At 53.7% G+C, this 20,891-nt stretch carries 16 protein-coding genes; 2 read left to right on the plus strand and 14 right to left on the minus strand.

Annotated elements, in window-relative coordinates; translation table 11 throughout:
- Positions 1-4: 4 nt before the first annotated feature.
- The 9 genes from JOD55_RS02890 to JOD55_RS02930 form a co-directional block, all read right to left on the minus strand.
- A complete protein-coding gene (locus tag JOD55_RS02890) occupies positions 5-1,939 on the minus strand; it encodes an HSP90 family protein (RefSeq protein ID WP_204398480.1) in 1,935 nt (644 codons plus the stop codon).
- Positions 1,936-2,400 (minus strand): type III secretion system chaperone family protein, encoded by a 465-nt coding sequence (locus JOD55_RS02895; RefSeq protein ID WP_204398482.1) that lies wholly within the window; start codon positions 2,398-2,400, stop codon positions 1,936-1,938. The genes JOD55_RS02890 and JOD55_RS02895 overlap by 4 nt, the downstream gene beginning before the upstream one ends.
- A gap of 435 nt (positions 2,401-2,835) precedes the next feature.
- Positions 2,836-4,419, minus strand: a complete 1,584-nt coding sequence (locus tag JOD55_RS02900) for an ABC transporter permease (RefSeq protein ID WP_204398484.1) — start codon at positions 4,417-4,419, stop codon at positions 2,836-2,838.
- Entirely contained in the window at positions 4,419-5,366 is a 948-nt protein-coding gene (locus JOD55_RS02905; protein WP_204398486.1) for an ABC transporter ATP-binding protein, read from the minus strand. The genes JOD55_RS02900 and JOD55_RS02905 overlap by 1 nt, the downstream gene beginning before the upstream one ends.
- Positions 5,363-5,719: a SemiSWEET family sugar transporter gene (locus JOD55_RS02910; protein WP_338022183.1), complete on the minus strand. Its 357-nt coding sequence runs from the start codon at positions 5,717-5,719 to the stop codon at positions 5,363-5,365. Before JOD55_RS02910 ends, JOD55_RS02905 begins: the two co-directional genes overlap by 4 nt.
- A 93-nt stretch (positions 5,720-5,812) precedes the next feature.
- A complete protein-coding gene (locus JOD55_RS02915) occupies positions 5,813-6,025 on the minus strand; it encodes a YbdD/YjiX family protein (RefSeq protein ID WP_239538946.1) in 213 nt (70 codons plus the stop codon).
- A gap of 81 nt (positions 6,026-6,106) precedes the next feature.
- Complete coding sequence (locus tag JOD55_RS02920; protein ID WP_204398489.1) at positions 6,107-8,470, minus strand: carbon starvation CstA family protein; 2,364 nt, start codon at positions 8,468-8,470, stop codon at positions 6,107-6,109.
- Between the two features lie 269 nt (positions 8,471-8,739).
- A complete protein-coding gene (locus tag JOD55_RS02925; RefSeq protein ID WP_204398490.1) occupies positions 8,740-10,752 on the minus strand; it encodes an OPT family oligopeptide transporter in 2,013 nt (670 codons plus the stop codon).
- 235 nt (positions 10,753-10,987) lie between these two features.
- Positions 10,988-12,433 (minus strand): Na+/H+ antiporter family protein, encoded by a 1,446-nt coding sequence (locus tag JOD55_RS02930; protein WP_204398491.1) that lies wholly within the window; start codon positions 12,431-12,433, stop codon positions 10,988-10,990.
- Between the two features lie 74 nt (positions 12,434-12,507).
- On the opposite strand from JOD55_RS02930, the gene JOD55_RS02935 reads away from it, so the two are divergent.
- Positions 12,508-13,584 (plus strand): aldo/keto reductase, encoded by a 1,077-nt coding sequence (locus JOD55_RS02935; RefSeq protein ID WP_204398496.1) that lies wholly within the window; start codon positions 12,508-12,510, stop codon positions 13,582-13,584.
- A 10-nt stretch (positions 13,585-13,594) separates the two neighbouring features.
- Positions 13,595-14,785 carry a class I SAM-dependent methyltransferase gene (locus tag JOD55_RS02940; RefSeq protein ID WP_204398498.1) on the plus strand — a complete coding sequence of 397 codons (1,191 nt, stop codon included), beginning with the start codon at positions 13,595-13,597 and terminating at the stop codon, positions 14,783-14,785.
- Positions 14,786-14,883: 98 nt separating this feature from the next.
- On the opposite strand, the gene JOD55_RS02945 is transcribed toward JOD55_RS02940, so the two are convergent.
- From JOD55_RS02945 to JOD55_RS02965, 5 genes are all read right to left on the minus strand, one after another.
- A complete protein-coding gene (locus JOD55_RS02945; protein ID WP_239539070.1) occupies positions 14,884-16,374 on the minus strand; it encodes a DUF1846 domain-containing protein in 1,491 nt (496 codons plus the stop codon).
- Positions 16,375-16,449: 75 nt separating this feature from the next.
- Positions 16,450-17,718, minus strand: coding sequence for an AGE family epimerase/isomerase (locus tag JOD55_RS02950; RefSeq protein WP_204398502.1), 1,269 nt, complete (start codon positions 17,716-17,718; stop codon positions 16,450-16,452).
- 159 nt (positions 17,719-17,877) lie between these two features.
- Positions 17,878-18,795: a Gfo/Idh/MocA family protein gene (locus JOD55_RS02955; protein ID WP_204398504.1), complete on the minus strand. Its 918-nt coding sequence runs from the start codon at positions 18,793-18,795 to the stop codon at positions 17,878-17,880.
- A 98-nt stretch (positions 18,796-18,893) separates the two neighbouring features.
- Complete coding sequence (rarD, locus tag JOD55_RS02960; protein WP_338022184.1) at positions 18,894-19,940, minus strand: EamA family transporter RarD; 1,047 nt, start codon at positions 19,938-19,940, stop codon at positions 18,894-18,896.
- A 45-nt stretch (positions 19,941-19,985) separates the two neighbouring features.
- Positions 19,986-20,882, minus strand: coding sequence for an alpha/beta fold hydrolase (locus tag JOD55_RS02965; protein ID WP_204398506.1), 897 nt, complete (start codon positions 20,880-20,882; stop codon positions 19,986-19,988).
- Positions 20,883-20,891: the final 9 nt, after the last annotated feature.

Raw genomic sequence — 20,891 nt, forward strand, 5'->3', positions numbered from 1 at the left:
GCTTTCAGTGCCCTTCTTTAAGTGCGGAATTGAGTAACGCATTGAGTGAGTCGTTGAGTAATCCCGTTTCGACCCCGTTGAGTCCTTCGCCGGATTGCATCACCGCAGTTAAATACAGTGCGAATACGCCCGAAGCAAAGGATTCGTGGTGTGGCGCCTCAAAGAGACGACGCACGGTTGCGTTCGCATCGTTAAACACAACCGTTCGCGTGTGCTGTTTGGCAGCAGGTGGCACGACGCCGGTGGGGTCACTGCCATCGCCGACGCTATCGGAGCTGGTCAGATCGTCGATATCGTCCAAAGTGAACGAGGTAAGCAGACCATCCCACAGATCGCCTGCGGCCTCCACTTCCTCATCAAAACTGCGTTGGCGCTCGGCGTCTACATCGTGCAAGAGAATTGCGGGAACGTCGTCGGGTTGGAAAAAGCGCACGTCAACACTGCAATCATGGCTCGATAGAATCTCTTGGGCGCGCTCGCGCGCCGCTGCCAAAGGTGCAATTCGATCTGGTGAAATCGACTCAAGCACCGCCGTCACATCGCGCGGGCTGAGCTCTTTGACCCGCCAGGATGGCTTTTGTTGCAACCTAGAAATCAAATCGAGATCGTACACATATCCGGCATTGACTACCAGCAGTCCCTCGGCCCGTGCTACCGGCGCAATGCGCTTGAAAGATTCAACGGTGGCTGCAAAGAGCACGGCGTCTGCGTCAGTCCCATGATGGCGCGAATGAGCAGCCGACTGTGCAGACTCTGGGCTGCTCGAGAGCTGCCGTACCTGTTCAAGGGTGAGCATTCCTTGTGTGGTTTCAAAAGGAACCGCTTTAGTCACCACATTGAGCATCGCATCGCTTTGCAGAGCCATTGCACGTAGAGCGAGATGATGTGTGGCAATGAACTGTGCTTTTTGCGCCGAGTCGCCATCTATAGTGGCAGTGATCCAGTTGATGATCTGCTCGCCGAGTGCTTCGCGTACGAGAAGCAGGATTTCGTCGTCGCGCAATTGCTCGCGGGAGGCAGTAGGCGCAAGTGCATCAGCATTAATGACGGCACGCACGAAGAAAGACCACTCGGGCAAGATGGAGTCGATCCGCGAACCTACCAGCATATTCTTCACGTATACGCGATGTTTGCCAGAACCAGGGGCAACCGCCTGCGGAAGAATGAACGCCACGCCACTAACACCGGCCAACGGCACATTAAGATCAATCATCGCCAATGGAGTGAACCCAAATAGCGACTCTGCATAGGCGCGCAGCGCTTGGGTGCGTTTTCCCTCGTGAGAATAGGTTTCTTGCCAGGGGAGCACTCCGGCGCTAATGCGTTGCCACTTGAGGTCGTCGCCCACGTGCAAGCGCACTTGCACGTTAAACGGCAACAAGGAGCCGTACTCACGGCTGAGCGACACCACAGTCTCTTCCGCAACCCAGTTGCGAGTATCTGGGCGCGCACGCAGTCTCACTTGGCTACCTACGGGAATATCGCTATCGACTTCGAAAACTTGGAACGTTCCATCTGCTTTTCCGAGCCAGCGCACAGGCGAACTACCAGGCAAAGCAGAACGTGAGATGACCTCGATTTCGTCGGCGATGAGGAAAGCGGCGAGCATCCCAATACCGAATTGTCCGAGAAATTCTGCTCGGCCGCTTCCGAGTAGTTCGTCGCGCTTTGAGGTGCGTCCGATAGTGGCAAGGAATTCCGCAGTTTGCTCTTTGGTTAAGCCGATGCCGGTGTCGGTTACGGTTACGCCTGTGCCATCTTCCCAAGGTTCGATTTTTACCGACGCCGGTGCATCCGGTTCGATTTCCCGGCGTGCGGTTATTGCATCGACGGCGTTTTGGAGCAGCTCGCGGATATATACTTGGGGACCAGAGTAGAGGTTTTTTGAGAGCAGCTCAACGAGTCCGCCAAGGTCAACTTTAAATCTTTCGGAACTCACTCGGCTGGCATTCCTTCAGGGAAAACTTCTGTGAGCTTCTCAAAGAAAGATGCGCCGGTAGTAACGGAGCAAAGGAGATGCTGGCGCAACTGATCGTTGGTCAGGCCAAACTCATAATCCATCGAGTGCTCGCAATTTACGCGAACTACATCTTCTTCTTCGTTGTATACCGAGTAGGTCTTAGGCCAGATCGTCTCACGATTCCAATCCATAATGAGTTGGTTGACGTCAGCCAATTTTTCGCCTGGCAGCGTGCCGTACCAGGTGCCACGAACAATGAGCACTTCTGCATTATTGCCGGTGATGCCGAAAAGGAAGTAGCCATGCTCCCAGCCACCCATGATGTCGCCGTCGTCGTCTACCTGATAATTCCAGCCGATGGTATCAAGCGCCTGCTTAATGCGCTCGCGGTTGATGGGCTGCAGACCGCCGGTCGGAGTGGTGTTGTCAAAAAATCCCATACTGAGTTCCTGTCTGTGTATCGTTGGAATGCTGAAAATTGTGCCTATATAGCCAATTCTTGTGTAGCTGCACGGCCGGCGCCGTCTGCATTGCTATATTTAATTACAATACTATTCTACATACAAGAATGAAGAAAAATTAACTTCTGCGCTGTGGAAACTATGCACATTTTGAACCGTTGTGGGAAAGTGCGCGGCTATCGACGGTAAATGCGCGATTACATACGGTCGGTGCGCGGCTATATGTGGTGGTAAGTACGCGGTTAAATAAGTACGCGGTTAACATGTAGTTTCAGTCGTTCGCCGCGCATAGATATTAGGGGACGACCAGACGCGAGGCGGTATTGCGGCATCGGCATCTTCGGGACGCTTCGCACACAAGCATCGGGCAGCTACCGGGCACTCCACACACAAGCCTCGGGCATCTACCAGACTTTAGGCGATGTCGCGACGTCGGTACCCAAGAAAAGCGGCGGCACTGAGCAGTATTGCAGCTGCAAGGAGCGCATATATGCCACCCCATTGCACGGAGGCGGCGTCGAGATTCGGCACATGATAGAGCGGACTCAGGCGCAAAACGTCGTCGGAAGCCTTGAATGAAGGGCCGAGCATAGTGATACTGAACGTCGCCAAGATCGCAACCCAACTCACGGCACGCAGCTTTGGAATCGCGCCAACCGCTGCAATCGCGATGGCATTGAGCAGCCAAACTGGAGCGATTGTGGCCAGAGCCTGCTTGAGCACGTGCATCACCGAAACTGTGTCGGAGCCGTGTGCGGCGGCAAGCCCGATCGCGAGCCCTGAAATCGCCATCGCCACTGCCGTGCCGAAGTACGCGCAAACTACGCTGCTCAGCAAATAGCGCCACCGCGAAAGCGGGCTCGCTAGCAGCGTTTCGGCACGCAGCCCTGTTTCCTCAGCGTAGAAACGCATCATGAGCTGCACGCCGAGAACGGCCGCCATGATCGCAATAGTTTGCAAAATTGAGCTGATGAAAGCATAAATAAGGTTCGATTCAGCGGCCTTGCCCGCCACCATTTTAAGCAGCTCTGGATTGTCTTTGAACACGGAAACGATGGAGGTCGAGAGCGTGCCAAACATCGTGCCCAAGAAAGCAAAAGCGAACCACCAGCTCAGGAGCGTGCCGCGGTTAATTTTCCAGGCAAAGCCGAAAATTCCAAGGCGGGGAGCGCGCACCCGTCCTGGTCGTTGTGCAATGAACCCAAATCCGAAATCGCGGTTCGCATCAAGTATTAGCGCTATTGCCAGCACAATGACGAAAAATACTCCACAAGCTACGAAGGGAAGAAGCTCGTTGCTGATGGCAGGATTTGTCTTTTCAATCCATCCGAACGGCGTGAGCCATAGCGTCCATTCTGCTGCCGCACTTGAATCGAAATAGCCGCGTAGCACGTAGAAAAATGCTGCAGAGCCAATCGCGAGCATATTGGCAATGCGTGCGTTTGATCCAAGTTGGCTGGTGAGAGCGCTGACGGCAGTAAACATCAGTGCTGCAGCGGTGTAACCTCCCGTGATCACCGCCGTCGCCAGGGGAGTGCCACCGGACGCCCACGTTCCCAAGAAGCATACAATTCCGAGCATACAGGCTGCGGTAACACCCATCAGTACCGGCGCGATGAGGCGCGCTGTGCGGGTGACGACGGCGGATGCAATCAGTTCGCCTTGCCCCGAGTCTTCCTGGGCGCGGGTATTTCGCGTGACGAGCAAGATTGCCATGAGCGCTGCGAAGAAAGAACCGAGCTGACCAGCTCGCCAGGCATTAAAGCCGTCGCTCGTAAGCAAGTCTTTTGCCGGGCCGAAGATAATCGATAACGAGGGGTTCGACTGCATGGCGAGTGCCATTTTCTGCCGTTCGGCAAGATCAGGAAAGGCCACGTCGTAGGCGAGCACCGAGGAGATCGAGAGTAAAGAAATGAGCAGCACCCACGGCAAAATCTTCTTGAGGTCGTACCTCATTCCTGCCCGGTAAAGTTGCCACGTGCCGGTAAATACATGCATTATTTTGCCTGCTCATTCGCCGTACGTGAGGAATATTCCGCTGGTTGCTGTTGGGGCTGTTCATCGTATTGGGTGAGGAAAAGCTCCTCGAGTGAGGCTGGCGTGACGGTCAGATTCGCTACTCCAAAATGGAGTAGCTCGGCCAGTGCCGTATTGACGTTATGGGCTTCGACTTGTGCACTGAAATGCTGGCGTGAAGCGATGTGGACGCTATGGAAAAGTGGCGATTCGCTAAGGGCAGCAGGTAAAACACTGAGCGTGCCGGCTATATTCACGCGCGCCTGTCCACGCATTTCGTCTAGCGTTCCACTTTGTATGATCTCACCACAGCGGATAATGCTCACGCGATCGGCAAGAGCTTCAACTTCACTGAGAATATGGCTAGAGAGCAGGACTGTTTTTCCCGCGTTTTTCTCTTTAGCTATCTCATCTTGGAAAATTGCTTCCATCAAAGGGTCAAGACCAGAGGTCGGTTCATCGAGAATAAGCAGGTCAGCATTGGCTGCAAGAGCTGCAATAATAGCGACTTTCTGGCGGTTTCCTTTAGAGTATTGCCGCCCGCGTTTGCTTGGATCCAATTCGAAGCGTTCGATTAATTCCTCACGACGCCGGGAATCTAGTCCGCCGCGCAGGTTGCCGAGCAGATCGATTGCTTCACCGCCGGATAAATTTGGCCACAGCGAAACATCGCCGGGAACGTAAGCTAAGCGTTTGTGCAGATCAACCACATCGCGCCACGGGTCTTTTCCAAATACCGAAACCTTACCGGCGTCGGCCTTAAGTAGACCAAGCAAAACGCGAATGGTAGTTGACTTACCTGAGCCATTGGGGCCGAGGAAGCCGTGGACTTCGCCAGTGTTGATTTGGAGATTGAGCTCGTTGAGCGCGGTGAACTTTCCAAACTTCTTCACTAAAGCTTCGATACTGATTGCAATATCGGTGGTCATTGGGAAGCCTTCGCCGCTGTGGCTGCGTCGGAGACTTTAGATGTGCTCGGTACGCGATACGTGAATACGGCCCAGAGCAGCACCGATCCGGTTGCGAGTGCGACGCCGTTGGCGATCATCAGCGGTAAGGAACCGGTGGCAGCGCCGAGACTGAACCACAAAATATATCCAATGAACAGCACGGTTACCCATGCTGCGGAGATGCCAGAGGAGTCTTTGGTTTTGAGGATCACGCGAATCTGGAAAATAGGTGCAATAGACATAATCACGCCCCAGACGGTGGTGATAATAGATAGCGTTGTGAGCATTAGACCCCCAATAGTTGATAATTCAACTTGACTATACATCATCATGATGCAACTTAGGCGATTTTGTAGCCATCGCCTCGATAGAAACGAGATGGCTACAAAATCGCCTAAGTAAGGGCAATAAACGCAGCGTGGTGCTCAGCAACAGCCGGTTTGAACTTGATCTTCGGCGTCGCGATCACGCATGCGCCAAAAATCGCGTTCACACATTGGTGGGTGATCTGGATGGTCGATTTTGTGGCGTGCCACGTATCGCTCATAGGCGGTGTCGCCAAAAAATTCGCGCGTATACCAGCGAATTTCCCCAGCTACGTGCCGCAACATTTTGCCAAGCTTGCCAATTTTAGTCATCGTTACCACCGTTGTTGTGTCGTGATCAGCGCCGCACATGAGAACTGTGCTGATCACGACGCCTTGTTATTTGATCGAGACTCAGTGCCCAGAATGCTTCGAAGGGACGAGCGCTGGATCGCCCACCAGCTCGTACTCTTTCTCGAGCTTACGCTCAAGCGACGTTGGGAACATCTGGCTCGGAGCGTAATACTTCGACTCCACGAAAGGCTCTTCCGAGGTAATAGGCTCAGTGCGCTTGAATGCCTTAATGATTTCAACAATCGCAGCAATGAACACGAGCGCCACTACCACCACAAAGAGGATCGACAGCGTGCCTTGGATGAAGGTATTACGTGCCACAGCCTGCTGAATCTCGGTATTAGCGGCATCGAGCTTGCCCGAAGCGAGCAGTTCTTTTGCCTTGGCGTGCTGCGTCCAGTAACCGAGGGCAGGATCGGGGGAGAAGATCTTCTGGTAGGAAGCGGTGAAGGTCGTCGCTGTGTCGAATACCAGCGGCAACGCCGGTATCCAGATGTACTTCTTGTAGCCCTTGCGTGCCACCATCACCGTTACAACCATCAGCGCAACTGCTGCGATCAGCTGGTTTGCAATACCGAAGAGCGGGTAGAGCGTCTGGATGCCACCACGCGGATCGGTTACGCCCATGAGCAGCAGCGATCCCCACGATGCCACAACGACGCCGGTGGCAATCCACGCCCCGACCTTCCAGGATGGATCTTTGAACTTTGGAATCCAGTTGCCGAGCGCGTCGGAGAGCTGGAAGCGCGCCACACGGGTAACGGCGTCCACAGCCGAAAGAATGAACAGCGCTTCGAACATAATCGCGAAGTGGTACCAGAATCCAGCCATCGAATTTCCGCCAATCCATTGGCGCATAATATTCGACATCGACACAGCTAGCGTCGGTGCACCGCCGGTACGCGAAACGATCGACTTCTCGCCTACGTCTTCGGCAACTTTCTTCAGCGCATCTGCACCGTAGTAGGTGACGGTGTTACCGGCGTCGTCCTGCGACGTCCAGTGTGCTTCGATTTCTTTGCCTGTCACATCGGTGACGCCCATCTTCTTAATGGCGCTTGCGGCAAGTTCCTCAGCAGATTTCGAGGTGGCGACGACGTCGGGGCCAGCGATCTTCTGAAGCGATGCGGCCGAGGTGTTCATCGAGAAGTAGATGCCCTGTGAAAGGCTGGTTGCTGCAGCTAGTGCCATAATTGCCACGAAAGACTCCATGAGCATGCCGCCGTAACCGATCATGCGCACCTGGCTTTCTTTTTGCACCATCTTCGGGGTAGTGCCAGAGGAAACCATCGCGTGCATGCCCGAGAGTGCGCCACAGGCCACGGTGATAAACAAGAATGGGAACAGCGTGCCAGCAAATACTGGACCAGCGGTATTGGTTGCGAATTCCGTAACTGCTGGCATTTCGAGAACCGGGCGTACCACCACAATACCGAGAGCGAGCAGCACAATCGTGCCAACTTTCATAAAGGTTGAGAGATAGTCACGCGGGGTGAGCAGGAGCCATACCGGGAGGACCGCTGCGAAGAAACCGTAGATGACCATTGCCCATACCAGCGTGGTTGGGGAAAGGTGGAGGTATGCGCCAAAGGAGCTTTCAGCAACCCAGCGTCCGCCAATAATTGCCAATACGAGCAGAGCAAAACCTACGAGCGAGACCTGCGTTACCTTGCCTGGCTGTACGTAGCGCAGCCACAGTCCCATGCCGATAGCGATTGGAAGTGTGCAACCAACTGCGAAAACGCCCCATGCGCTTTCGGCAAGTGCGTTAACGCAGACCATGGCGAGCACAGCCAATACGATCATGAGCATGATAAACACAATGATCGTGGCCAGCGTACCGCCGAATTTGCCGATTTCATCGCGAGCCATCTGGCCAAGAGAACGGCCGCCGCGGCGCATGGAGAAGAAGAGCACGAGCATATCTTGCACAGCGCCAGCGACGAGCACGCCGAAAATGATCCACAGCGTGCTTGGTAGATAGCCCATCTGAGCTGCGAGAACTGGGCCGACGAGCGGGCCTGCACCTGCGATAGCAGCAAAATGGTGACCATAGAGCACCACACGGTTGGTTGGATCGAAGTCTTTGCCGTTGTTGATGCGCTCAGCTGGGGTTGCGTTGCGATCATCGGGGCGCATGATCTTCTTTTGAATGTAGAGTGCGTAGAAGCGGTAGCCGATTGCGTAGGTACATACGGCTGAAATGACGAACCAGATAGCGTTGACGTTTTCGCCGCGGATAATGGCGAGCATCGTCCAGCCAATTGCTCCAAGCAGGGCGATTCCTACCCAGATAGCGATGCGCCACCACGTCCATTTCGTGTGTGGTTTGGTGCCGATTGGAATACCGTCTTTATTTCTAATGACCCACTTCTCTTCTTCGGGAGTGTAAGTCGGTAGGTCGGCGGCAGTGTGTTTTGCCATGTCGATCTCCATTGCTCGAATATTGAATACCTGCTCAGCGCTGGCGGGTGGCACTTTGGCGTGAAGCTATTGCCGCTCACTAGACGTTAAGCAACTAGATTAACTAGGTTTCGTGTAAATAGTGTAAAACCATTCGCGTAAGATTTGAACACAGATCAGTCACATTCGCAAAACGAGTTGCTCCCTGGGCGTGCTACAATGTGTGCAGCGTGCCCAGGGAGCAACTCGTATCTGAGTCGATTCCTAGCCTAAGCTCGGAAAATACTCAATTATTTAATCTCAGTTTTGGTTGGGGTAGATGAAATTTTCTGCACCCAACGGTAGAGCACATAAACCACTGCGGCGAATACGATGACGCCCACAATTTGAGTTGGGATTTCACCGTAGTTAAACACCGCCAGCGCCTCTTCGTTCGAGGTTGCACCGATGATTCCGGCCAGCACCACGCCAAAGAGCGATTCGCCAACAATCAGGCCGGTAGCGAGCAAGATGCCCAGTCGCTTGATTGGCTCTGGGTTGGAGCGGCGCTCTGCCCAACGGTCGTAAGCGCGGCCAATGAATGCGCCCAGTGGAATCATCAAAGTGAGCGAAATTGGCAGGTACATGCCCATGCCTACTGCGAGTGGTGGAAGGCTCAAGCCTTTCTTGGTGCGCTTGAGGATTTCGTCCACAATGATGATCACGACGCCGATTGCGGCACCGAGTCCGATGCGGCTCCAGTCGAGGGAGTTGCCGAAAATACCATTGGCAACTGAGGAAAGAAGCGCAGCTTGTGGAGCAGCCAGTGCATTTTCACCGGCACCAGGAGCGCCGGCAAAACCAAAGCCGTCGAGCATGAGCTGGAGAACTGGTGGAATAATCAGTGATCCGAATACCACGCCGATCACGAGGGCCACCTGCTGCTTCCACGGAGTTGCGGAAACGAGCTGGCCAGTCTTGAGATCTTGGAGGTTGTCGTTTGAAATCGTTGCAATTCCGAAAACTACCGCCGAGGTAAACAGTGTGTATGCCACGAGAGCTGGCGCATTAGATGCGGATTCATTGCCAGTCACTACCTTGATGAGCAGTGCAGACGTGAGCACCACGATAATACCTACGCCCGAAATTGGTGAATTTGATGCGCCAATCAAACCGGCCATGTAACCACAGACCGAAGCCACAATAAGGCCAATGAGCAGCACGAATAGGATCGACAAAATCACCAGCGTCACGGTGTGATTCGAAATTTCCGAAACGTGAATGAACAGGTAAAGCAGCGCACCAATTGGCAGCATCGAGGCCAAAATTACGCCGAGTACGATGTTGAATGGAATATCGCGTTCGGTGATTGGAAGCTCTTCACCGCTCTTGCGGCTGCGCGAGGAGGCAAGCGAATCCTTGATTCCGCGCACAATCGGGCCGATGATCTTGATGAGAGTCCAGACGGCGGCAACTGCCATTGCACCTGCACCAACGAAACGTACGTCGTGGGAGAAAGTGGAGGAAACGACGTCGGACAGCTCTCCACCTTTGGATAGAACCTGCGCCGAGAAATATGGCAATAGTGCACCGTAGGAAATCAACAGACCCACGATCATTGCAATACCAACCGAAACGCCCACGAGGTGGCCAACGCCGATGAGAGCGAGCGACAAGCTCGAGCCGACCATCGTGGCGCCGGAGCCGATCCGGAATGCGGCAGAGATTGAACCTGCCACGCCTTTCATAGCAGCGAGCAAAGCGTAACCAGCCGAAGCGATCGAACCCCAAATAATAACGGCGAGGCCCTTCTTGTTTTCTTCGGTATTTTCGACGTTTTCAGTGTCGGATCCGACTTTAAGTACCTCAGCTGCGGCAACGCCCTCTGGGTAAGGTAGGTCAGAACCGGTGACGAGGGCGCGACGCAATGGGATGGAGTACATAACGCCCAAAATTCCACCAAATGCGCAGACGGCGGCTGTGGTCCAGTATGGGAAGCCGCTCCACCAGCCGACCATCACGAGACCAGGAAGTACGAAGATGATTGCAGAGAGCGTTCCCGCCGCGGAAGCGATAGTCTGCACGATGTTGTTTTCTTGGATGGTGTGACCAGCAAACTTGCGAAGAATAGCCATTGAAATAACTGCTGCTGGAATTGATGTTGCGAACGTCAAACCGACCTTGAGGCCGAGGTAGACGTTGGCGGCGGTAAATACGAGCGTGATGAGTCCACCGATAATGATGGCTCGAAGAGTAAGCTCGCGAATATTTGTTGAGCTGGAAGCAGCTCCTTTATTTGAAGCTGGTCTATTACTGGATGACACAGCAAATCCTTTCTCGGTGTGCAATACATTGCACGGCAATGTAAGTGCAAAATTATTCTATGCACGTATCTATGATAGATATATACAAACTTAGATTAGTACTAATTGAAGTGGAACATTTAATTTCTGCGGAAAAAGTAGCATGCACCACCGAAATAATAATCGAATTTTGGCATAAATATTCAAACTCGGTTCGTGGCTATCGCGGGCAGTCTCGCAGGCGCAATAGTGCAGTTTATAGCACCATAGCACCAATCCACCCCGCGATGAGCAGCGGAATGTTGTAATGCAAAAATGTGGGTATCACCGAATCGCGGATGTGGTCATGTTGCCCGTCAATATTCAGGCCCGACGTCGGTCCAAGCGTCGAATCCGAGGCGGGCGAACCGGCGTCGCCCAATGCTCCCGCGGTGCCGATAATCGACACGGTAGCGAGCGGCGAAAACCCGAGACTCAGGCAAAGCGGCACGTAAATCGTGGTGATAATCGGTAGGGTTGAGAAAGAGGAGCCGATACCCATCGTTACGATGAGTCCTACCAGGAGCATCGCGAAAGCGGCTGCTGCCTTATTGCCCGAAAAGAGCGCCGACGCCGTCTCCACCAGCGACGTCACATCTCCCGTTGCGTTCATAACGGCAGCGAACCCCTGCGCGGAGATCATAATAAACCCGATCATCGCCATCATTTTCATGCCCTGAGTGAAGACGTCGTCGGCCTCGTTCCATTTCACGGCACCCGTTACCATGAACACGGACAGCCCCACCAGCGCTCCCACCAGTAGTGAATCTGATTTGAAACCGGCGCTCATCATAATGAGTTGAATTGCGAATGTGGCGACGATTGCCACCAGCGCAACGACGATTCGGTAGCGTGAGACTGGAGAGGCGAGGTTGCGTGCGTTACTGCTGGTAGCGTCGTCGTGCTGTGGAGATACGGTAGACGACGCCGCGGGGCTATTCGCGCCCGTAGCGTTTTGGGCGTAATCGCGAGGTTTGCGATACGTAAAAAAGACGGCGATGAGCAGCCCAACTATCATGCCAATGGCCGGGATACCCATTGCGTGCATCACGTTGACGCCGTCGGTGTTGAGGCCGGCAGCATTGATGTTTTTGAGCAAAATGCCATTGAGGAAGATTGCGCCAAAACCCACCGGTAAGAACATGTAGGTGGTGACTAGGCCGAACGTGATTACGCAGGCTATGAGCCGGCGGTCGATGCGCAGCTGGTTAAAAACTGGCAAGAGCGGCGGGATGAGCAGCGGAATGAACGCGATGTGCACGGGAATCAGGTTTTGACTCATGATCGCCATAGCCAAAATACCAGCGATCATGCCCCATTTTGCGAAAAGAGTAGCGCGGTTGAGAGCGTGTGCGTGCTGCTCGCGTGCCTGCGTCGAATCCGCGTGAGTTTCGTTTTTGATCTTGCCAATGAGCCACTGGGCGAGGGCTTCAGGCAGGCCTGAGCTTGCCACTGCCATCGCAAATGCGCCCAGCAGCGCGTAACTGAGCGCGATCTTTGCACCGCCAGAGAGTCCGTCTTGAAAAGCGAGCATCGTGCCGTCGAAACCGAGGCCGCCCAACAGGCCACCCACCAGCGCACCGATGAACAATGAGAGCACCACATGAACGCGCATGAGAGCGAGGACGAGCATGACTATTACGGAGATCAAAACGGAATTCATACTCGCATATTAAGCTATCAGGGCAGCATCGCGTTCCAGTGGTATACATAGTGAACACTTGGCACAATGGTTCTATGAGTACATTGAACTTTCTTCCCACCGGTGAACCGTATGTTGCCGACGCCGATCGCTACAGTCGCACAGTAGTCGCACGCTGCGGAAATACCGGTTTGCAGCTGCCGCGCATCGCTTTGGGCTTGTGGCATAATTTTGGCGATGATCGCCCATTCCAGACGCAACGTGAGATTATTCGCAGGGCGTTTGATCTGGGTATTTTCCACTTCGACTTGGCAAATAACTACGGTCCGCCTTTCGGCTCGGCAGAAGAAAATTTTGGCAGGATTCTGGCCAAAGACTTGGCCAAGCATCGCCATGAGCTGATCATTTCCAGCAAGGCAGGCTGGGATATGTGGGAAGGGCCAAATGGTTTTGGTGGCTCGCGCAAGTACTTGCTCAATTCGCTCGATGAGTCCTTGCAGCGCATGGGTTTGGATTACGTGGATATTTTCTATCACCACCGCCCGGATCCGAATACGTCGATTGAAGAATCGATGATGGCGCTGCATGATGCAGTGAAGTCCGGTAAGGCACTTTACGCTGGTATTTCGAGCTATTCGGCAGCTGCCACGCAGGAAGCGGCGCAGATTATGCGTGAGTTGGGTACGCCTTTGGTGATTCACCAGCCCTCGTATTCGATGCTCAATAGGTGGATCGAAGAGGGTGAGCCATCGCTGCTCGACGTCACGGCCGAGCAGAACATGGGCACGATTGCTTTTACTCCTTTAGCTCAGGGCTTGCTCACGAACCGCTATCTTGATGGAATTCCAGCCGATTCGCGCATCGGTGCCGGAAAGATGAACAAGGAGTTCTTCAGCGAAAATATCCTCGGGCACGTGCGCGAACTCAATAAGATTGCACAACAGCGTGGCCAGACGCTCGCGCAGATGGCAATTGCGTGGATTTTGCGCGATCAAGGAGAGCGTACTGTCACAACGGCGCTGGTGGGAGCGTCGTCTGTAGCTCAGCTGGAAGATTCAGCTGGAGCCTTGGGCAATCTTGACTTTTCTGCCGAAGAACTGCAGGCTATTGACGTGCATGCGGTTGATTCAGGAATCAACCTCTGGTGGGATGCCACGCAGTCTCGGGCCTGAAAGCAGGTTAATGAATAAAATTGATGAACTGATCGTTGATAATGCGCGCGAGGCGGGTTTATCTTCGGCTGATTGTATCGTGGTGTTCGATGATCCCTATGGTGATCTTTTCGCTACGGCACTGGGCGAGATAGCGCAAGACCGCCACCGGCACGTGGTGGTTGGATCGCGCACGATCACGCAGGCTAAGGCATGCGCTGAGTTAGCCGATGAGCTTTTGGTGCGCCAGCGCGTGCATATCAGCGGCATTGACGGTTCTATGCGGCTTGATGAGTTCTTTGCTGGGCTGGCATCGGTGCTGCGCTCGAGTGTGGGTGACGGCGAGGGTGATAGCGAGAGTAATTGCGAAGCTGAAGAGCTTGGCGCTGGGGTGAGCGTGCTGGCGATGTCTCATTTGCCGAAAGCCCTGGCGGAACTTGAATATATGGCGACGGCGCTCGCGCTTTTTGGCGGGCGGGTGCAGTTCGTTGCGGGTGCGAACACAAAGCATATGAGCAAGAGCCAAAACCAGGTGCTGGAAAAGGTGCTTGGTGAATGCCGAGCTACGCTGGGTGTGGGCAAATTTCGGTGCTTGGTGAGTGCCGCTGTGGGGAATCGGGCTGATACGGCTTATCAAGTGCCCAGTAGCGTGAGCGATTACGGCGAAATTTTCGGAGTTGGCGGCGCTTTTGGTGGGCCAAAGATCGACTTTGGTGGAGAGTTCCTTGCCAGCCGTGCAGCTGAGGATATGCAGCGAATAGTTGCTGATCCGCGCCGTGGTTTTGATACGCCGCCGCAAATTGTGGATTTGGGCTGTGGTAATGCTTCGGTTTCTTTACAAGTGTTGAATCAGCTGCCCACTGCATTAATCTATGCCACTGATATCAGCGCTGATGCTTGCGCATCAGCGCAGCTCACCTTGCACAAGCAGATCGAATCAGGAAATGTGCAGGTTACGTGGGACGATGCTGGAAGTGGGATTCCTTCCGGCTGGGCTGATTTTGTGCTGCTCAATCCGCCATTCCATGCAGGTACGCGCATTGATGCCACCATGATTCAGAGCCTACTTGATGCGAGTTGGCGAGTACTACGGTCAGGTGGAGATTTGTACTTGGTGCACAACTCGTATTTGCGTTACCGCCCCGAGGTTGAGAAGCGCTTTGACCGGGTGCGTGAACTTGATCGAAATGCAAAGTTTACGGTGCTGCAAGCGCGTAAATAACCGAAGTTCTTGATTTTTTGGACGTAATTTAGGCGGTGGCTGGGGTAATATAACGCAATACCCCAGTCACCGCTCTAGATTAGAGCATCAGTATTAGATCAGCGTTTCCAGTAGAGTCCTTTTCGCAAGAACTTTGGCTCGGAAGTTACCAAAACTCCAAGATTGCGGAAGATCCCTTCGTCCACCGATCCCAAGATTGTGCTCGTGTGCACGTCACAGCCACGCAAATTTGGCAATTGCGCAAGTGCGCGTCGCGCATCTTCGGACGTACCAGCAGAAACGGATAAGGCAATAAGCACTTCGTCTGTGTGAAGCCGAGGATTTCGCGAACCAAGATGCTCGGTTTTGAGCGTCTGAATCGGCTTGATCGACTCCGGCGATAGCAGTTTCACGGAGTCGTCAATACCAGCAAGAACTTTCAAAGCATTGAGCAACATTGCCGCAGAGCAACCCAGCAGAGCCGAAGTTTTTCCAGTGATTATCTGGCCATCACCCAGCTCAATTGCCGAAGCCGGCGCACCCGATTCTTCGGCTACGTCCACTGCCGCTTTCACAACGCGCCGATCTGCACTGCTCAGTCCAAGCTTGCTCATAATGAGGCTAATACGCTGCGACATCACTGGCTTCGCATTCTCGATCTTCTCATCAACGAGTGCCTTGTAATACCGGCGGATAATCTCTTGGCGTGAAGCCTCGCGGGTAACTTCATCATCGCAAATGCACAATCCGGCCATATTTACTCCCATATCGGTGGGGGAGCGATACGGCGACGATCCAGACATCTCAATAAGCAGCGTCGCTAACAGCGGAAATACTTCCACATCGCGGTTGTAACTCACCACTTGCTTACCATATGCTGCGAGGTGGAATGGGTCGATAAGATTCACATCGTCCAAATCAGCAGTTGCCGCTTCATAAGCAACATTCACCGGGTGATCGAGAGGAATATTCCAAATCGGGAACGTCTCGAACTTGGCATAACCTGCTTTAATACCCCGCTTATAGTCGTGATAGACCTGTGAAAGACACGTAGCGAGCTTACCCGAACCAGGACCTGGCGCCGTCACCACAATAAGATCGCGGCTGGTCTGCACGTAGTCGTTCTTTCCGAAACCCTCATCAGATACCACTCGCGTCGATTCGGTTGGATAACCTGCGATTGTGTAGTGTTGCGAGACCGTGAGTCCAAGCCGTTCAAGTTTGCGAGTGAAATCCTGTGCAATCTTGCCCTCTTCATCAGCCCTGGTAAGGACGATGTTATTCACCAAGAAACCACGTTCGCGGAACACGTCAACGAGACGCAGCACGTCGTCTTCATAGGAAATGCCCAGATCGGCACGAATCTTTTGCCGCTCTAAGTCCATCGCATTCACAACGATAATAATCTCAAGCTCGTCTTTGAGCTGCTCAAGCATCACAATCTTGTTGTCGGGTGTGAAACCGGGCAGCACGCGCGAAGCATGCATATCATCGAAAAGCTTGCCGCCCATTTCCAGATAGAGTTTGCCGCCAATCTGCTCACGCCGCTGCGCGATGTGTTCCGACTGTAAGGCAATATACTTTTCTCTATCAAAACCGATAGCAACCAACACGAGTCCTTCCGTCAAATATGAGTGTTGTTAATGCGAGAGCGCGCAGGCAGTAGCCGTATTCGACTATAGTCCTCAGAGCTTCACTGCGTATGCAAAACTTGCCGTCAATGGGATAATTGGCATCAACAAGCACTGGTAGGCGTGGTAAACGTCAGGCTTTCCTGGCCAGGTAATTCCCGATGGCATATTGTTTCGATCAAGCTCATGAGTCCAGCGGCCAGGAGCTTCGATAATCTTGGACAGAGCGAAATCGAGCAATTCTTCGAACCGCTCGTTCATACGGCGAACCAGTTCGGAATCCCCGGTGCTCTCACCGTAGGTTGCAAAGGCGGCAGCTGCGGCAATGCCCTCACAGACCGTCCAATGCATGCGCTCGTGAACAACCGGTTCGCCCGTATACGACGTCGTGTACACGATTCCCGGTTCGCCGTCCACGCTCCAGCCATCGGCGAACGCCTGATCGTACAAGGCCACCGCTACCTGCGGAACGTCGGCGAGCCAAGCGTCGTCGACGCCAATTTCGAGCAACTGATCTGCGCTAATGCTTTGTGCAGTAACCCAAAATTGCAGCGCCAACCGCGACCATTCAATCCCATGACCCGGGGTTACGCCATATGGGCGGAATGGATCAGCCGGTTGATCAATATTGAAATCGGGCAGCAAATTCCACTGCGTATCGAAATGCTCCGGGATTCTCCAGCCAAGCCCTTGAGCTGCCCCTAAGACGAATTTCAGGATCGAGTATGCCTTACCGAGCCAAATCAGATCGCCGGTGGCTTCCCAAGCTGCAAGAGAACCCTCCACAGTGTGCATATTGGCGTTTACGCCGCGGTACGGCTCGTTCTCGGTGAAAGCGCGATCCCACGATTCGCACGCCAGCCCCACGCTTTCCCAGAAGTACTTTTCGTGAACGTCCTTAGCAGTTGCGAAGAGTTCCGCAGCGCCGTCGATCCTCGCCTGAATTCCAGACGACGCCGCCAGCAGTACGAATGCATGAGCGTAGGCTTCTTTTCGGTCGCCGCGTTCGCCGAGCGGCTCGCCTGACTCCAGCGAAATTGTGGAGAAGAAACCGTCGTATTGCGGATCGCGGAAATTGCTCAGCAGGCAGCGAATGCCGTGCTCAGCATACTCACGAGCCGATTCGTCGCCGCGCAGATAAGCCAGGCAAAATACGTGCGTCATGCGGCAGTTGATCCATAGCTGGGCGCCAGCAGCCGTGTCGATATCTCCCTCGGCATCGAGCGTTCCAAAACCGACCTCCACTCGCGATTTACGAGCGAAATCGACTAGGGCAGAAGTCTCGGCGATGAGCCATTGACGCGTTTCATTTGTTACGTACATTGCTGTTTCTCAATTCTGTTGTGTTGTGATTTATGTACTTGAAGTGTGGTTTTATGGGCGACGCCGCTGCGCTGATTTCCTTGAGAACGACGCCGTTGCGTTAGGTTCGGTTGAACGCGCCACTGTGCTGTGCTCACGCGATTTCAATCTTGCGCACGCTCAATATTGGGCAACTATTTCCGTAACACCCGAATCGTGTGAGTCGCGGGCAGCTTCGAGAATCGCTTGCAAATGGAGAGCTTCACGAGCATCCACAGTAACTGGTGTGCCGTCATTGACTGCGCCGATAAATTCGGATCGAATATTTTCCCAGCATTCGGCGTGGTTTTGGCCATTTACATCGAAATGAGCGATGCCTGAATCAGCAAACACCGTCTCTTGGAAATGATCCGAATCCACATCAACCGAACCAGAGAGAGCGATTTGACTGCATACGCCAGATTCGTGCTCTGCAGTAATGGTTATAAATCGTCCAGACTGGGCGCGAACTTTCGTGACTTTCCCAAGGGCTGCCGCTGCAAGATTCATGGCATGCGGCCCTAGATCCATCAAAATACCGTGGAAGTCATGCCGCCACGTGCCAGAGGGTGGCAAAATGCCTCCTTCGAGCAAACCGCCGTGCACGTAGTGCCCTTGCATGCCCAAAATATTGCCATTGACGGCGAGAGCTGCGACGTCGTCTAAGAAATCGACTGTTTCGTGATTGTAACGGCGAGTAAAACACACGATATGTGGGGTGTTGTGCGCTTCGATGGCTTCCACCAATTGCAGCGCGGTCTCGAGATCGCCTGCGATTGGTTTTTCCAAAATCAAGGCTTTGCCGGCGCGTGCAGCTTCCACTGCCATAAGTGCCTGCACATGCGGTGGAACCGCAAAATCTACTGCATCACAGCAGCTCAAGAGCTCGGCAAAGCTCTCAAATGCTCTGATTCCAAATTCGGCCGCAAAATCCGCAGCTTTGCGTGAATCGCGTGCCCACACGCCCACAAGTTCGGTGCCCTCGCCGCTCATATGCAAAGGTGCATGCACGTCATGTGCCCACCAACCTGCACCAACAAGCCCAACTTTAATCGTCATCGATTTCCTCCAGTCAAAGAACAACTAAATTCTACCTGAGCGCAGAGCATATGGTGTGCTGTGGGCAAACTTAACTACACACTTAACTACACGAAAATTTACCCGCCCACAGGCTTGCCGCGATAGCGCGAAACGGCTCGAACGCCGTCGACAGAAAGGAAAATCAACGCAAGCCACACGATACCGGTGCCGATCCAACGCTCGGCGGGCATCGTTTCGTGAAAAACAAAAACGGCAATGAGTAGCTGCCCGATTGGACTCAAGTATTGAAGCAGGCCAAGGATGCCGAGCGAGAGTCCACGCGAGGCCTGCGCAAACAAGAGCAGCGGAATCACAGTGAGAATTCCCGCGCCTATCAAAAGCAACAGATGCCCAAGCCACGGCTCATTGTGGCGCGCCAAAGTGTGAAAAGAGGTATCCGATCGGAAAACGAGCACACCGTAATAGATGAGCAGTAACGGCACCACCGTTGACGTCTCAATTGCCATGCCAACCAGTGGTTTTACCTGATTAGCTACCCGTTTCTTCACGAGCGAGTAGGCGCCGAAACTACCTGCCATCGCCAGTGCAAGCCAGGGGAACGTCTGCATTGAAATGAGCATATACATCACCGCAAGAGCGCCGAGCGCAACGGCAATTTTCTGCATGCGGCTCAAAGTCTCTTTCAGTACGACGACGCCAAGTGCCACTGTGAGCAGCGGATTAATAAAGTATCCGAGAGCTGCGTCTACGGTGCGTCCAGTTTGAACTGCGAAAATATAGCTGGTCCAGTTCACTACGATAAGCACGCCCGATACGCACAAACGGCCAAAAACTGCGCGATCTGCAATGGCGGCTCGCAAATTGCGCCACTGGCCAGCAATAATGATGGCAACGAGGCAAGTGCACATTCCCCATACTGCGCGATGCACGATCACTTCGAGCGAATTGGCCGGTTCTAATAAACTGAAATAGAGCGGGAAGAGCCCCCACAGGAAATATGCTCCGATACCGCTCGCCCACGCCTGAGCTGTGCCAGTTTCGTGGGCGTGCCCTGCGCTGCTACCTGCTGAGTTATCTGTTGAACTACCCGCTGCGTCACTTACAGAGCGCGCTAACGAGTTTGCTGCTAAGTTCCCTACCGACTTTTCCCTAAAATTCGCCACAATTCAATCGTATCGACGCACTGCAATTGAGCGGCAATCCGCATGTTAAATGTGGTGAGATAGCCAGTTTTCTAAGTCAGAAAAGACTTCCGCGCGGTTGATTTCGTTGAAGATCTCATGCCTTGCCCCAGGGTAAATATAGGCTTCGACGTCGCGCTGGCCGTGCCTTTTATAAATGCGCGTCAAACGGCGTACCGCCTGCTCGCCACCGAAAGGATCCACCTCACCGGAGGCAAGATACAAAGGAACTTGCGCGGGTAGCTCGAAGGCGGCGTCGGTATTCACCGCCTTGAGTGCTCCCAAAATCTGCGTGAAAAACACATTCGGAGGCGTGTAACCACACAGTGGATCGGCCACGTAAGCATCGACTTCTTTCGAATCGCGCGAGAGCCATTCAAAGGGTGTACGATGCCCAAACCCGCGATTATAAGGGCCAAATGATAGCACGCTCAGCAGCTTGGCCTCGCGCATGGGAAGGATTTTGCCCAATGCCAACGCCAGTCCGTAGCCGGCGTCGCCAATGCCTTTTGGCCATAAACCGGTGCCGATGATAGCTGCTCCTGCCAGTCCAGAAGCGTATTTGTGCAGGTAAGAGCGTAGCAAGAGCGATCCCATCGAATGCCCAACGAAGAAATAAGGCAGTTCAGGGTAGATTGTTTGGGCGTATTGACGCACGCTGTGAAGATCGTCGACGACCGTATCCCAGGTAGCGCCGTCGCCAAAATACCCGAGGGGATCCTGTTCGGATCGTGAATATCCGTGCCCGCGGTGATCCGCACCTAGCACTGCGATGCCGTGGGAGTTGAGGAATTTTGCCAAGGTATCGTATCGCTGCAGGTATTCGGCCATGCCGTGCGAAATCTGCACAACGGCGCGCGCTTGATCTACCGGCCAATGGTAAAAAGCGAGAGTTGTGGCGTTAATGATGAGCGGTTGATGCATGCTGGCTCC

The organism is Arcanobacterium pluranimalium, assembly GCF_016907845.1.
GTDB lineage: Bacteria > Actinomycetota > Actinomycetes > Actinomycetales > Actinomycetaceae > Arcanobacterium_A > Arcanobacterium_A pluranimalium.

Excerpts from the sequence above, each read along its gene's own strand:
- JOD55_RS02895 (WP_204398482.1), bottom strand. The coding sequence starts at position 2,400 with ATGGGATTTTTTGACAACACCACTCCGACCGGCGGTCTGCAGCCCATC.
- JOD55_RS02900 (WP_204398484.1), bottom strand. The coding sequence starts at position 4,419 with ATGCATGTATTTACCGGCACGTGGCAACTTTACCGGGCAGGAATGAGG.
- JOD55_RS02905 (WP_204398486.1), bottom strand. The coding sequence starts at position 5,366 with ATGACCACCGATATTGCAATCAGTATCGAAGCTTTAGTGAAGAAGTTT.
- JOD55_RS02910 (WP_338022183.1), bottom strand. The coding sequence starts at position 5,719 with ATGATGATGTATAGTCAAGTTGAATTATCAACTATTGGGGGTCTAATG.
- JOD55_RS02915 (WP_239538946.1), bottom strand. The coding sequence starts at position 6,025 with ATGACTAAAATTGGCAAGCTTGGCAAAATGTTGCGGCACGTAGCTGGG.
- JOD55_RS02920 (WP_204398489.1), bottom strand. The coding sequence starts at position 8,470 with ATGGCAAAACACACTGCCGCCGACCTACCGACTTACACTCCCGAAGAA.
- JOD55_RS02930 (WP_204398491.1), bottom strand. The coding sequence starts at position 12,433 with ATGAATTCCGTTTTGATCTCCGTAATAGTCATGCTCGTCCTCGCTCTC.
- JOD55_RS02935 (WP_204398496.1), top strand. The coding sequence starts at position 12,508 with ATGAGTACATTGAACTTTCTTCCCACCGGTGAACCGTATGTTGCCGAC.
- JOD55_RS02940 (WP_204398498.1), top strand. The coding sequence starts at position 13,595 with ATGAATAAAATTGATGAACTGATCGTTGATAATGCGCGCGAGGCGGGT.
- JOD55_RS02950 (WP_204398502.1), bottom strand. The coding sequence starts at position 17,718 with ATGTACGTAACAAATGAAACGCGTCAATGGCTCATCGCCGAGACTTCT.
- JOD55_RS02955 (WP_204398504.1), bottom strand. The coding sequence starts at position 18,795 with ATGACGATTAAAGTTGGGCTTGTTGGTGCAGGTTGGTGGGCACATGAC.
- JOD55_RS02965 (WP_204398506.1), bottom strand. The coding sequence starts at position 20,882 with ATGCATCAACCGCTCATCATTAACGCCACAACTCTCGCTTTTTACCAT.